Below are 12,367 nucleotides of genomic sequence, written 5' to 3'. Positions count from 1 at the left end.
CCCGCAAACCAAGAGGCCGCAACGGCCGTGAATGCCGACTGAATGTTTCGTAGCTGCGATGAAACGTTTGCTCCGGAACGGAGCGTCAGGCCGGTTGCCGCTTGAACAGCACGCGGTCTTCCGGTCCGAATCCAAGCCGCCAGATGACCGCGCCATAGACCAGCAGGATCGCGGCGATGCCGAACGAAAGCTCTGCCCATTCGGGCAGGAACCGTCCTGCCAGCCAGCCGACCAGCCCCGCGGGCGCCGCTGCCCAGACCAGCGCCCAGCGCCAGTTGTTCACACGCTGACCCAACAGGCGCGACAGCAGGCGCGATTTCATTATCGATGCGAAGCCCAGCGATATGGCCAGCGCCAGTGCCGCGGCGGCGGCCTGGAACAGCCCCACCTTTTCCGGATCGAAGCGATATCCGCCCGGCAGGGTCCATCCCGGCGCGGCGCGGACCGCAAGGATCAGCGCCACCGTCAACACCGCCTGCAAGCCGATAGTCGCAAGGCTGATCCACAGGTTGCGCATGCGCGCCATGTAGATCAGCGCCGCTTCGCTGACGACCGCCGTCGCGGCGACCACTTCCGCGAACAGCAGCAGGGCGAGCGCGCCTGTGCCGCCCACGAAGTTCGGCCCGATCAGTCCCATCACCCCTTCGCCGGGAATTCCCAGCGCCAGCGCGATGCCGGCCTGCGCGGCGATGATCCAGAACCCCACCTGGCAGACCTGGCTGGCAATGGCGCGATAGTTGTTTTCGGCCAGGTTGCGCGTGATCACCGGGCCAAGGATCGGTTCGAAACTGGTCTTCAGCTTCTGCGGCAGGCTGGCCACCTGCTGCGCCACGTAATAGACGCCCACCGCATAAGCCGGCGCAAACTGGCCGAGGATCGCGATATCGAGCCGCCGGGTGCCCCACTCCACCGCATCCGCGCCAGCCAGCGGCAGGTTGCGAAGCGCCAGCCGCCCCAGCGTTATGGGGTGCGGCGACCAATGGCGCGGCAAGCCATAGCTGCGCACCAGCGGGATCATCGCGGTAACCATCGCGGCGGTCATCGACAGCACGTAGGCTGCGATCAGCCCGTCCACCGGCATCACGAACCACAGCACCAGCGCCATGATCGAGAGCGTCCAGGGCTGGACGATCGATCGGGCGCGGACAGTCGCGGCGATGTCATAACGAAAGGCCAGCGCCGCAAGCGCGATGTCGGTAAGCGCAAGCGGCAGCACGGTCAGCGGCAGCAGCCGTTCGATCGTATCGAAATCCTGTTGCGGGAACATCAGTTGCGGCAGGGCGAACAGCGCACCGGCAAGCACCGCCGACCCCATGACCGAAAGCAGCATCGCGTCGGCGACCACGCCGGCAGCATTGCAATCGGGACTGGCGAGTTGCTGGGCAATGCCGCGCTTCTGGCCGAGCGTGGCGATCTGCGCGGCGAATTCCACCGCGATGATCGCCAGCGCGAAACGGCCCAGTGCCTCTGCCCCGTAAAGACGCCCGGCGATGAACAGGAACGGCAGGCTGGCGGCCAGCCGCAGCAGGAAGCCGAAGAAATTGGTCCGCCCGCCTTTCGCCAGCGCGGCGATATCGGACTTGTCGTCGGATGATGAACTGCCTGGCAAGGTCTATTCCGCGCGCAAGGGCCGGGAAAGCAGCGCTTCGGCCACGCTGGCGGCGGGCATGGTCCCGTCCAGCAGCGCTTCGACGGCTTCGACGATAGGCATCGAAATGCCCTTTTCGCGCGCGATCCGGCCCAGCACAGGCGCGGTGGACGCCCCTTCGGCCACGGTCGCCCGGTTGGCCAGCAGCTCCGTCGCGCGCGCACCCTCGCCAAGCGCCTTGCCCAGCGAAAAATTGCGGCTCGACGTGGACGAACAGGTGAGCACAAGGTCGCCCAGGCCCGACAGGCCTGAGATCGTTTCCGCCTGCGCCCCAAGTGCCTGCCCGAAGCGCAGCATCTCCGCAAAACCCCGGCTGATCAGCGCGGCGCGCGCGTTCTGGCCAAGGCCCAGCCCCTCGACAACGCCGCAGGCGATGGCGAGCACGTTCTTTACCGCGCCGCCGATTTCCGCGCCGACGATGTCGTCCGAATAGTATGGCCGGAACGCGGGCCGCGCGATCGCATCGGAAAGCCGCAGCCACTGTTCCTCCCCGCCCGAGCAGGCAAGCGTTACCGCGGTGGGCAGGCCGGCGGCGACTTCATGGGCGAAAGTGGGACCGGACAGCACGGCAAGGCTGGCTTGCGGTGCGGCTTCGCGCGCCACGTCGGCCATCAGCCGCATACTGCCCGCCTCTATCCCCTTGGCGCAAAGCACCAGGTCGCCCTGCCCGCGCCCCATCTCGCCCAGAATGCGGCCCAGGAACTGGGCGGGCGTTACCAGCAGGAGGACAGGCAGATCGCGCAAGTCGGCAAGCGTGCCCGTCGCGCGGATCGTGTCGTGCAGGCGCGCGGACGGCAGGAACGGCGTGTTGCGATGCGCGGCGTTCACTTCGTCCACCACTTCCGCCTCGCGCGCCCACAGCAGCACCTCGCGTCCGTCGGAGGCGAGCATCTGGGCCAGCGCGGTTCCCCAGGCGCCGGCACCGACAACGCCAACCGCCGGTTTTTGCGGGGTCCGGCCCGCGTCCTGTTGCACCGTCATGCTTTCACCCCCGCTCCGCGAACCGGCGCCGCATCGGCATCGAGCGGCCAGCGTGGCCGCGCCGGAAGGTCGAGCGGGTCGACATGGCCCGCTGCAAAACGCTCCGCCCCGGCCCAGCCGATCATCGCCGCGTTGTCCGTGCACAATTTCGGCGGCGGCGCGACAAGGGGCAAGCCGTAATCCGCCGCCAGCGATACCAGCGCGCCGCGCAGCGCGGAATTGGCGGCAACCCCGCCCGCGACAACAAGCGCGGTAATCCCTGCGCCTTCATCCCCCGCCGTCGCGTCGAGCGCGCCGCGCGTGCGGTCTATCACGCAATCGAGCGCCGCCTGCTGGAACGATGCGGCAATATCCGCATCGGCATATTGCCCGCCCGCCTTGGCGCGCATGACCGCGCTTTTCAGCCCCGCGAACGAGAAATGCGGCTCTCCCGATCCTACCAGCGGGCGCGGCAGGGGCACGGCCGCGCCATCACCCTCGCGCGCCAGCCGCTCAACCGCCGGGCCGCCGGGATAACCAAGGCCGAGTATCTTTGCGGTCTTGTCGAACGCTTCGCCCAGCGCATCGTCGATGGTGGTCGCAAGGCGGCGGTAATTGCCCACCCCGCGCACTTCCAGCAACTGGCAATGTCCGCCGGAAACGAGCAGCAGCAGATAGGGAAATTCAAGCGCCGGATCGGCAAGGCGCGGCGAAAGGGCGTGGCCTTCGAGATGATTGATGCCGATCAGCGGCTTGCCCGCCGCCATGGCCAGCGCCTTGCCGGTGACAAGACCGACCATGACTCCGCCGATCAGCCCCGGTCCCGCCGTGGCGGCAATCGCGTCCATGTCGTCCAGCGTCATTCCCGCGTCGGCCAGCACCGCGCCCACCATCGGCGCCAGCACTTCGGCATGGGCGCGCGCCGCGATTTCGGGAACGACCCCGCCATAAGGGCGATGCGCTTCGTCCTGCGAAGCGATGCGCTGCGCGATGACGCGCGTCTCCAGCGTATCGCCGTGCGAATCGACGATGGCCGCCGCGGTTTCGTCGCAGCTGGATTCGATGCCGAGGATCAGCGCCATGAACGGGTTCCCCTTAGACGGTTTGCGGTCTAGGGCAAGCCGCGCATGAACACGCCCTTACCCGATAAGCCGCTGCGCCTTGGCACGCGCCAGTCCCCGCTGGCCTTGGCGCAGGCCGAGGAAGCCCGCAGCCGGCTGTGCCAGGCGCACGGCTGGCCCGAAAGCGCCATAGAACTCGTCCCCGTCACCGCCAGCGGTGACCGCATACAGGATCGCCCGTTGGCCGAAATCGGCGGCAAGGCGCTGTGGACCAAGGAACTGGATGCCTGGCTGGACGCGCACGAGATAGACGCAGCGGTGCATTCGATGAAGGACGTGGAAACGATCCGTCCACCGGAATTCACCATCGCCGCCGTGCTTGCGCGCGCCGATGCGCGCGACGTGCTGGTGGGGGCGGAAAGTATCGCCGCGATCCCGCAGGGCGCGCGGGTGGGCACCAGCGCCCCGCGCCGCGCCGCGCAGATGCTGCACTTGCGGCCCGATCTTTCGGCGGTGACGTTTCGCGGCAACGTGGCGACGCGGCTGGCGAAGCTCCAGGCGGGGGAGGCCGATGTCACGCTGCTGGCGGCGGCGGGGCTGGAACGGCTGGACCAGACCGGCGTCGGCCATGTCCTGCCGGCGGACACCTTCCTGCCCGCACCGGCGCAGGGCGCCATCGGGCTGGAGTGCCTGGCCAGACGCGCGGACATCGTGGAAATCATCGCCGCTGTCGACCACGCGCCCAGCCATGCCGCGATCCGGGCAGAACGCGCGCTGTTGCTGGGCCTTGGCGGCAATTGCCACAGCCCGATCGCCGTTCTCACCACAGCGGCGGAAGGCAACATCGTGTTGCGCGCCGCGCTGTTCAGCCCGGACGGCAGCTTGCGGATCGAAGACGAGGCCCGCTTTCCCGCGAATGACGCGGCAGGCCCGGCCGCGCTTGCCGCACGATTGCTGGACGCCGCACCCGAAGGCATCCGCGCGCACTTCGGCGGACCGCCCGCAGAATGACGGCGCGCGGCTGATGGACCGCTTGCCCGTCGTCGCGATCCGGCCCGAACCGGGGCTTTCCGCAACCTTGCGCAAGGCGCGGGACGCCGGAATGGATGTCCGGGGCGAAGCGCTGTTCGACGTGCAACCGGTGGCGTGGACGCCGCCCGATCCGGCGCGCTATCGCGGCTTGCTGGCGGGCAGCGCCAACCTGTTCCGCCACGGCGGCGCGGGACTTGGCGCATTGCGCGCCCTGCCGGTCCACGCGGTTGGCGCCAAGACGGCAGATGCCGCGCGCGACGCGGGCTTTGCCGTTGCGTCCACCGGCGAAGGAGGCTTGCAAGCGGTGGCCGAAGCGCTGGCGCCGGGGCATTACCTGCGCCTTGCGGGCGAAGCGCGGGTCGATCTGGCGCTTTCGCCGCAAGTCCATGTCGATACCGTGACGGCCTATCGCGTCGCCCGCCTCCCCATGTCCGATGCGCTTGCCAAAGTGCTGCGCGGCGGCGCGGTCATGCTGCTGCATTCGGGCGAGGCCGCGCGCCATTTCGCCACCGCCTGCGATACAGCCGGGATCGAACGCGCGCGCATCTCACTGGCCTGCCTCGCCCCCCGCATAGCTCAGGCGGCGGGAACGGGCTGGGCGCGCGTGGAATGCGCCGGCGAACGCAGCGATGCCGCGCTGCTGGCGCTGGCGGACCAAATGTGCCAGACACGATAGCGAACGGGTCAATGGATACGCCGACAACAGATATGCAGGACGATGTCTTATCGCGGCCCGGCGCCGCACCGCGCGGCATGGGTGCGCGCGGCGTAGCGGCAGTGGTTGCCGCGGCCTTGCTGGCGGGTGCCGTGATCGCGGGGTGGGTCGGCTGGCGCAGCGGGTGGATCGATATCAACCGCGAAGCCCAGCCTCCGCTGGAAAGCGCGGCACCGCAACCGATGCTGAGCGCGGCCGCCAGTCCCGCCGCCACGCCCGCCCCCAACCCCACGGCATCGATTGACGAAGCGAATGCCAAGCTGGCCGCGCTTGAGGCACGGATGGCCGAACTCAACCGCCAGGCCGATGCCGCTTCGGGCAATGCCACGCAGGCCGAAGCGCTGCTGGTCGCCTTCGCGGCGCGGCGCATGATCGAACGCGGGCAGCCGCTCGGCTATCTTGAAGGCCAGTTGCGCCTGCGCTTCGGCGAAAGCCAGCCGGGCGCGGTGAAGCGCGTGATCGAAGCCGCGCGCAACCCCGTCACCATCGACGAACTGAGCCAGGGGCTTGCCGCCATGGGGCCTGAGCTTGTGGGCAGCGTGCCCGACGAAAGCAGCTGGAGCTGGCTCAAGCGCCAGCTTGGCGAGCTGGTGGTGATCCGCCACGACGACAAGCCTTCGCCCGCGCCGAAAAAGCGCCTTGAACGCGCGCGCCTTTTCCTTGCCGGGGGCCGCGTGGATGCGGCCATCGCCGAAGTCGAACGCCTGCCCGGCCGTGAGATTGCCGGTGACTGGATCGCGCAGGCGAAAAGCTATGTCGCGACCCAGCAGGCGCTGGACCAGCTGGAAACGGCGGCAATCCTTTCGCCGCAGGCCCCCGCATCGGTCCGCCCCGCGCCCAAGCCGCTTGCCGCGCCTTCGGCCGGCGCCTCGCCGTCCCCCGGCGCATCGCCTTCAGCAAGTGCCTCGGCCACGCCGAACGCGACCTGATAACCCGAACGCGACCTGAAAACCGGGCCGGTCAGCCGCGCAGCAGTTCCGGCAGATCGCCGCTCATCCCGCGCGCCTCATCCATGAACCAGCGCTTCAGCGGCGCGAAACGCTGCACGCCTGCCATGCCGAAACGGCGCACCGCCGACGGCAACCTGCCGGGCACGCCGAACAGGCGGGTCAGCACGTCGGTCGCCGCCGACACCATCAGCGTGTCCGCCGCGCGCCAGCGTTCATAGCGTGCCAGCAATTGCGCATCGCCCGGTTCCAGCCCCAGCCGCATCCCGTCGGTCAGCACTTCCACCAGCGCAGCCACGTCTCGCAGGCCCACGTTCAGGCCCTGCCCGGCGATCGGGTGCATCCCGTGCGCGGCATCGCCGACCAGCGCCAGCCGATCGCTGACGATGCGCGCGGTATGGTGGAAGTTGAGCGGGAAGGACATCGGCTTCGAGACGACCTCTACCGCGCCGAAGATGCCGCCCATGCGCTTTTCCACTTCCGCCGTGAACGCGCGATCTGACAGCGCGAGAACGCCCGCCGCATCGCTTTCCGCCACGGTCCACACCAGCGCGGAGCGGTGCGTGAACCCTTTGGCGGAGGGGTCGCCATCCAGCAGGGGCAAAAGCGCGAATGGCCCGGCGGGATAGAAGATTTCCCATGCAACGCCTTCGTGCGGCTTTTCATGTGCCAGCCCGGTAATCAGCGCGCGGTGGCCGTAGGACCAGCGCGCCGGTGCCAGCCCGGCCTCTTCGCGCGTGGGGGAACCGCGCCCTTCGGCGCCCACCAGCAGGCTGCCCGCCAGCTTGCTGCCATCCGAAAGGGTCACGCACACGCCGTGTTCGCCCCGCTCACGGCTGACAACGCGGGCATTGGTGTGAAAGGCAATCGCCGTTTCGCGCGCGGCGGCGGCATACATCGCCACGCGCAGGTCGCGATTGGCGAACATCCGGCCCAGCGAGCCTTCCTCTTGCGTCGGGCGGAAATCGATCCGGCCGGGTTTCAGCCCGTCCGTCACCGCGATGGCTTCGATCGGGCAGCCCTTGTTCGCCAGCTCGTCCGCCATGCCGAGGTTGGTATAAAGATTCCAGCTTGCGGTCGAGATGGCGGAGGCGCGGCCGTCGAAACCCGCCGCCGTCTGCGCAGCAGGGTCCGACGCGTCGACCACGTGCGACGTGATCCCGGCCCGGGCGAGCCCGATCGCCAGCGTCATGCCGACGAGCCCGCCGCCAAGGATCACCACGTCACGCCGGTCGCCCTCTGTCATTCACCACTCCAGCATCATTGCGCCGGGCAGGTATCGCCCGGTCCTTCGTCAAGGTCGAGGCACCGCCCGTCCATGTCCCCCGGCTTTACGTCCAGACCGATCAGTGCCGCAAGCGTTGGCGCGATGTCCACCGTTTCGACGGGGTTGGGCTGTTCGAACCCGGCCATCCCCTTGCGCCAGAACAGGATCGGCACGCGCCGGTCGTGGTCCCACGGGCTGCCGTGCGTGGCGACATAGCCCGGCTTGGGATCTGGGATCGGCACGATATTGCGCTTGAGCAGCACCAGGAAATCGCCCGAGTGCGGTTCATAGAAGCTCTCTCGCGCGCGTTCGCGCAGGCTCCACGTCTCGGGCGAGCCGGTTGGCGCCGGGGTATCGGCCAGTTCGTCCGCCGTGAAGACGGCCGCGACTTCGGGGTTCTTTTCCAGCATTGCCGTGGCGGCGGAGACAACCTGCGCCTTCCGGTCCGCCGGCAGCGCCTTGTTCACGTAATAGTCGCCGGCCTCACCCTCGCCCAGGATCAGCGGACCATCGATGGCGATGCCCAGCTTCCGGGCCACCTGCCGGCCAATCACCGCGGCAGAGGTGGACTTGTCCGCGCGGCGCACCATCGGCATGCCCTGCTGTTCCTGCCGTTCGGGCAAGTCGAAGCCGCCGTGATCCGCGGTCAGCACCACGACGTAATCGATGCCCTGCGCATCGAGGAAATCGAAGAACTTGCCCAGTTCCACGTCCAGCGCGTTGGCCTGGATGCACATTTCCGCGCCCTCGGTGCCATAGGCGTGGCCGATATAGTCGTTGGCGGACAGGCTGACGGACAGCACGTCCGGTGCCGGTCCCTTGCCCAGCTGCATTTCGGCCACCAGCTTTTCGGCAAGGTCCAGCGTTGCCGCGTCCAGCCGCGGAGAAGTGCGGAAACCCCTGGTGTCGCCCGCGGCGATGGCGAACCGGCCGGTGCCCACGGTAACGTCGCCCGCCTTGACCGGATGATCGCGCGTTGCGCACCACGTCGGCAGATCGAACGCCGGAGACGGCGCGGCCAGCGCCTTTGCCAGCCAGGCGTTTTCGATGCCGGCCGCGCGGTCGGCGGGCTTGCCGTCCAGCGTCACGAAAGCGCCGTCCTTCCACCACCAGACCTGGTCCGTATCGTGTCCGCCCATCATCAAGGCGGCGCGGTCCTTGCCCGAAACCGCGACGTTGCGGCTTTGCGGGCTGGCCATCTTCAGCCGGTCGCCCAGCGTGGGCACGCGAAGGTGGCCGACCGACGCGACATAGTCACCGGGCGTTGCGGCGGTCTTCGTCTCGTCCTCCGCGCAATAGATGGACTTGTTGGCGCGCGCCGCGTTCTGGTCGATCCAGTGGTTGGCGATGATGCCGGTGCGGTTGGGATGGTCGCCGGTCATGATCGTGGAGTGACCGGGGCAGGTTTCGGTCGCCGCATGGCTCTGGAAACCGGAGGGATAGACCGCGCCCGCCAGCAAACGCGCGAAGCCGTGGCTGAAGTGGTTGCGATATTCCGCGAAAAGCGCGGCGGAAAACTGATCGACCGAGATCGCGACGACCAGCCTGGGCGCATCGGGCGCAACCTGCAGCGCGGGCGCGGTTGCGGCCTGCTGCGGCTTGGCTAGGGCAGGCGCGGCGGGCACAAGCATGGCGGCGGCAAGAGCACCGGCAAGCAGACGGACCGTGTGACGACGAAGGATCATGGAAGGGCAACTCCGTTGGGCACGCAGGACTTCATCGGGCAGACCGGCCGCCATTAGACAGGCTGGACTTGGGCCGACCGCAATCCTAGGAACAGGACGCGGCCCCTGTTGCCGCCCCCAGGCGGCCCGCGCAAGGGGGATTAGCCGACCCGGAACTGTCATATACCGATGCCTTTCCAGCCCTTTAGAACGCTTGCCCGCCTGATCGCGCTGCTGCTTGCCGCGCTTGCCCTGCCGCACGCGGCGATGGCCAACCATATCCAGGCAAGGCTGGTCGCGGAAGCGCCCTCCCACCCCGGCGATACGGTGACGATGGCGATAGAGATGGTGCCGGAAAAGGGCTGGCACGGCTATTGGCTGAACCCTGGCGATGCGGGATACGGCATGACGCTCGACTGGTCGCTTCCCGCTGGCGCCAGCGCCGGCCAGCCCCAATACCCGGTGCCGCAAACCTTGCTGCTTTCCGGCCTGATGAACCATGTTTACGAGCACGAATACGCGGTTCTCGTCCCCCTCAAGCTGCCGCAAGACGCGGCCCCCGGCGCGACGCTGCCGATCTCGGTAAAGGCCCAGTGGCTGGCCTGTACGCACGAAATCTGCGTGCCCGAAAAGGCGGAGCTGTCCGGCGCGGTCAAGGTTGCGAAGCCGGGTGAAACCGCAACGCCCGACCCGCGCTTTTCCGCGTGGCTTGCGGCGCTTCCCGCCCCGCTGGACCAGGACGGCACGTTCGCGCTTGCGCCCGATACCCTGCGCATTGCCATTCCGTTTCCCAAAACGGCACGGATCGCCAACCCGCACTTCTTCATCGCCGAGGACGGCGTGATAGACTATGGCGCGCCGCAAGCCGTCACGCGAAACGGCAATACCGTGGTCGTGGCGATGAAGCGCGCGAAAAGCATCGGACTGCCCGACCCGAAAACGATCAGCGGCGTGCTGGCCATCGGTGGGGATGCCGGGGGAATCTCACTCGTCGCAAAACCGGGTCCGGTCCCAACCGGCGGGACGCCCGTCGAAACAGGCAAGCCAGCCTCCGGCCCGCAGATGTCGTTTGCCCTGATCCTGGGGCTGGCGCTGCTCGGCGGCGTCATACTCAACGTGATGCCGTGCGTGTTCCCGATCCTGAGCCTGAAAGCGCTGCACCTTGCGCGCAGCAATGCGCACGACGCGCACGTGGAAGGGCTTGCCTATACCGCCGGCGTGATCGCCGCCAGCCTTGCGCTGGGCGGGGTGATGCTGGCCCTTCGCGCGGCAGGCGAACAGGTGGGCTGGGCGTTCCAGTTGCAGGAACCGGGCGTGGTTGCCGCGCTGTTGTTGCTGGCCGTGGCGATCACCGCGAACTTTGCCGGAGTTTACGAGATTCCCGGCTTTTCGATCGAGCGCGGGGCACTGAAATCGGGCGCGTTCGGCACGGGGCTTCTGGCCGCGTTCGTCGCCACGCCCTGTACCGGCCCGTTCATGGCCGCGGCGATGGGTGCGGCGCTGGTTCTGCCGTGGTTCATGGCGCTTGGCGTGTTCGCCGCGCTCGGCCTGGGCCTTGCCCTGCCGTTCCTGCTGATCGGCTTCGTGCCCGCGCTGCGCGGGATGCTGCCCAAACCCGGCCCGTGGATGGACCGCTTCCGGCACCTGATGGCGATCCCCATGGGGCTGACCGCGCTGGCGCTGGCGTGGCTGGCATGGCGCCTGGGCGGAGCGGTCTTCGCAGCCGCCGCCATCGCACTTTCCGTGGTGCTGGTGATCGTTCTGGCCGCATCGGGCCGCGCGCAGAAGCGCATGGCGCCATCGGCGCGCTGGGTGCTGCCGGGTATTGTCGCATTGGGCGCGCTGGCCGCCTTTGCCGCGCCGCAGCTTGCCTCGAACGGAGCGGCGGCCGAAGCCAGCCTGCTGAACGCGCAGCCCTACAGCGAAGCGGCACTGGCCAGGGCGCGCCAATCGGGCAAGCCGGTGTTCGTCTATTTCACCGCCGACTGGTGCCTTTCGTGCAAGGTGAACGAAGGGCTGGCGATAGAGCGCGAGGCAACGCGCGATGCGTTCAAGTCCGCCGGCGTCATAACCCTGCGCGGCGACTGGACGCGGCGCGATCCGGAAATCACGAGGTTCCTGACCAGCCAGGGCGCCGCAGGCGTACCGCTCTACCTGTGGTATCCGGCAGGCGGGGGCGTCCCGCAAAAGCTGCCGCAAGTGCTGACCCCCGATACGCTGCCGGACCTCGCGAAAGGGGCGTGACCGACCGTCCCGCGTCTATCCGGGGCGGAGGCGTTTTCGTTTACAGGCTCTGCCCGTCGTCGATCGCGATATCGGTGCCCGTCACCTGCCGCGACGCGTCCGAGGCGAAGAACAGCATCGGATCGTCCAGCGCGGTGATCTCCGTAAAGCGGCGGCGCGGCCAGCTTGCGACCTGCGCCTTGCCGCCTTCGCTGTCGAACCATTCGCCATCGATCTCGGTGCGGATATAGCCGGGGTGGATCACGTTCACGTTGATCCCCTGACGCACCCATTCGCGCGCGAACTGGCGGCCAAGATGCGATACGGCGGCCTTGGTCGCGGCATAGGCGCTGTCACCTTGGCCGGTCATCATCGAGGTGATCGAACCGATCAGGATCACGCGCCCCCGCTCCGATTGTTTCATGCCGGCGGCAATCATCCGCTTGCCGCCCTCGCGCGCGGTCAGGTAAACGCCGGTGAAGTTGGTATCGATCAGGCGGCGCACATCGTCCAGCGGCAGGTGGATGGAACGCCCCGCAGCGGCGAGTCCTGCATTGGCGACGATCGTATCGACCGTGCCGAAGCGCGCCTCTGCCGCGTCATAGGCGGCGAGAACCGATGCTTCGTCGGTCACGTCCATCGCGACGCCCAGTGCCTTTCCGCCCGCGCCTTCGATCTCGGCCACAAGCGCCTCGATCCGCTGAACCCGTCGTGCGCCAAGCACCACGCTGGCACCCGCCGCCGCGAAAAGCCGCGCGAAATGCGCGCCAAGGCCTGACGATGCGCCGGTGATCAGGGCGACGCGGCCCTCCAGCGAAAAGCGCGGTTTTTCCAAAATTTCCTCCCCGGG

The 12,367-nt window shown here is 68.3% G+C and carries 10 protein-coding genes; 4 read left to right on the top strand and 6 right to left on the bottom strand.

Annotated elements, in window-relative coordinates:
• Nucleotides 1-85: 85 nt before the first annotated feature.
• Genes RXV95_RS05050 through tsaD form a run of 3 tightly spaced genes read right to left on the bottom strand, consistent with a single transcriptional unit; the run spans nucleotide 86 to nucleotide 3,690 of the window.
• On the bottom strand, nucleotides 86-1,609 hold the full coding sequence (locus RXV95_RS05050; protein WP_338467925.1) for an oligosaccharide flippase family protein: 1,524 nt from the start codon (nucleotides 1,607-1,609) through the stop codon (nucleotides 86-88).
• 3 nt (nucleotides 1,610-1,612) lie between these two features.
• The gene (locus tag RXV95_RS05045) at nucleotides 1,613-2,629 is read right to left on the bottom strand and encodes an NAD(P)H-dependent glycerol-3-phosphate dehydrogenase (RefSeq protein WP_338467923.1); all 1,017 of its coding nucleotides are present in this window, start codon (nucleotides 2,627-2,629) and stop codon (nucleotides 1,613-1,615) included.
• The gene (gene tsaD / locus RXV95_RS05040) at nucleotides 2,626-3,690 is read right to left on the bottom strand and encodes a tRNA (adenosine(37)-N6)-threonylcarbamoyltransferase complex transferase subunit TsaD (protein ID WP_338467922.1); all 1,065 of its coding nucleotides are present in this window, start codon (nucleotides 3,688-3,690) and stop codon (nucleotides 2,626-2,628) included. Before tsaD ends, RXV95_RS05045 begins: the two co-directional genes overlap by 4 nt.
• Nucleotides 3,691-3,735: 45 nt before the next feature.
• Between tsaD and hemC the strand changes: the two genes are divergently transcribed.
• From hemC to RXV95_RS05025, 3 genes are read left to right on the top strand one after another with little or no spacing between them, the layout of a single operon-like run.
• Entirely contained in the window at nucleotides 3,736-4,680 is a 945-nt protein-coding gene (gene hemC, locus RXV95_RS05035; protein ID WP_338467920.1) for a hydroxymethylbilane synthase, read from the top strand.
• 13 nt (nucleotides 4,681-4,693) lie between these two features.
• Nucleotides 4,694-5,377, top strand: coding sequence for a uroporphyrinogen-III synthase (locus RXV95_RS05030; protein WP_338467919.1), 684 nt, complete (start codon nucleotides 4,694-4,696; stop codon nucleotides 5,375-5,377).
• A gap of 11 nt (nucleotides 5,378-5,388) precedes the next feature.
• Nucleotides 5,389-6,345 (top strand): mitofilin family membrane protein, encoded by a 957-nt coding sequence (locus tag RXV95_RS05025; RefSeq protein WP_338467918.1) that lies wholly within the window; start codon nucleotides 5,389-5,391, stop codon nucleotides 6,343-6,345.
• 31 nt (nucleotides 6,346-6,376) lie between these two features.
• On the opposite strand, the gene RXV95_RS05020 is transcribed toward RXV95_RS05025, so the two are convergent.
• Together RXV95_RS05020 and RXV95_RS05015 are read right to left on the bottom strand one after the other, a co-directional pair.
• Nucleotides 6,377-7,609 carry a UbiH/UbiF/VisC/COQ6 family ubiquinone biosynthesis hydroxylase gene (locus RXV95_RS05020; protein WP_338467917.1) on the bottom strand — a complete coding sequence of 411 codons (1,233 nt, stop codon included), beginning with the start codon at nucleotides 7,607-7,609 and terminating at the stop codon, nucleotides 6,377-6,379.
• A 14-nt stretch (nucleotides 7,610-7,623) separates the two neighbouring features.
• The gene (locus tag RXV95_RS05015) at nucleotides 7,624-9,315 is read right to left on the bottom strand and encodes an alkaline phosphatase family protein (protein WP_338467916.1); all 1,692 of its coding nucleotides are present in this window, start codon (nucleotides 9,313-9,315) and stop codon (nucleotides 7,624-7,626) included.
• Nucleotides 9,316-9,483: 168 nt separating this feature from the next.
• Between RXV95_RS05015 and RXV95_RS05010 the strand changes: the two genes are divergently transcribed.
• Nucleotides 9,484-11,538 (top strand): thioredoxin family protein, encoded by a 2,055-nt coding sequence (locus RXV95_RS05010; RefSeq protein WP_338467915.1) that lies wholly within the window; start codon nucleotides 9,484-9,486, stop codon nucleotides 11,536-11,538.
• Between the two features lie 40 nt (nucleotides 11,539-11,578).
• Here the strand turns inward: RXV95_RS05010 and RXV95_RS05005 are convergent, their stop codons facing one another.
• Nucleotides 11,579-12,352: an SDR family NAD(P)-dependent oxidoreductase gene (locus tag RXV95_RS05005; RefSeq protein WP_338467913.1), complete on the bottom strand. Its 774-nt coding sequence runs from the start codon at nucleotides 12,350-12,352 to the stop codon at nucleotides 11,579-11,581.
• Between the last annotated feature and the right edge of the window lie 15 nt (nucleotides 12,353-12,367).

The sequence above is a fragment of the Novosphingobium sp. ZN18A2 genome, assembly GCF_036784765.1.
Taxonomy (GTDB): domain Bacteria; phylum Pseudomonadota; class Alphaproteobacteria; order Sphingomonadales; family Sphingomonadaceae; genus Novosphingobium.
Note: the sequence above shows the minus strand (reverse complement) of the source record. Positions and strands in the feature narration are given on the sequence as shown.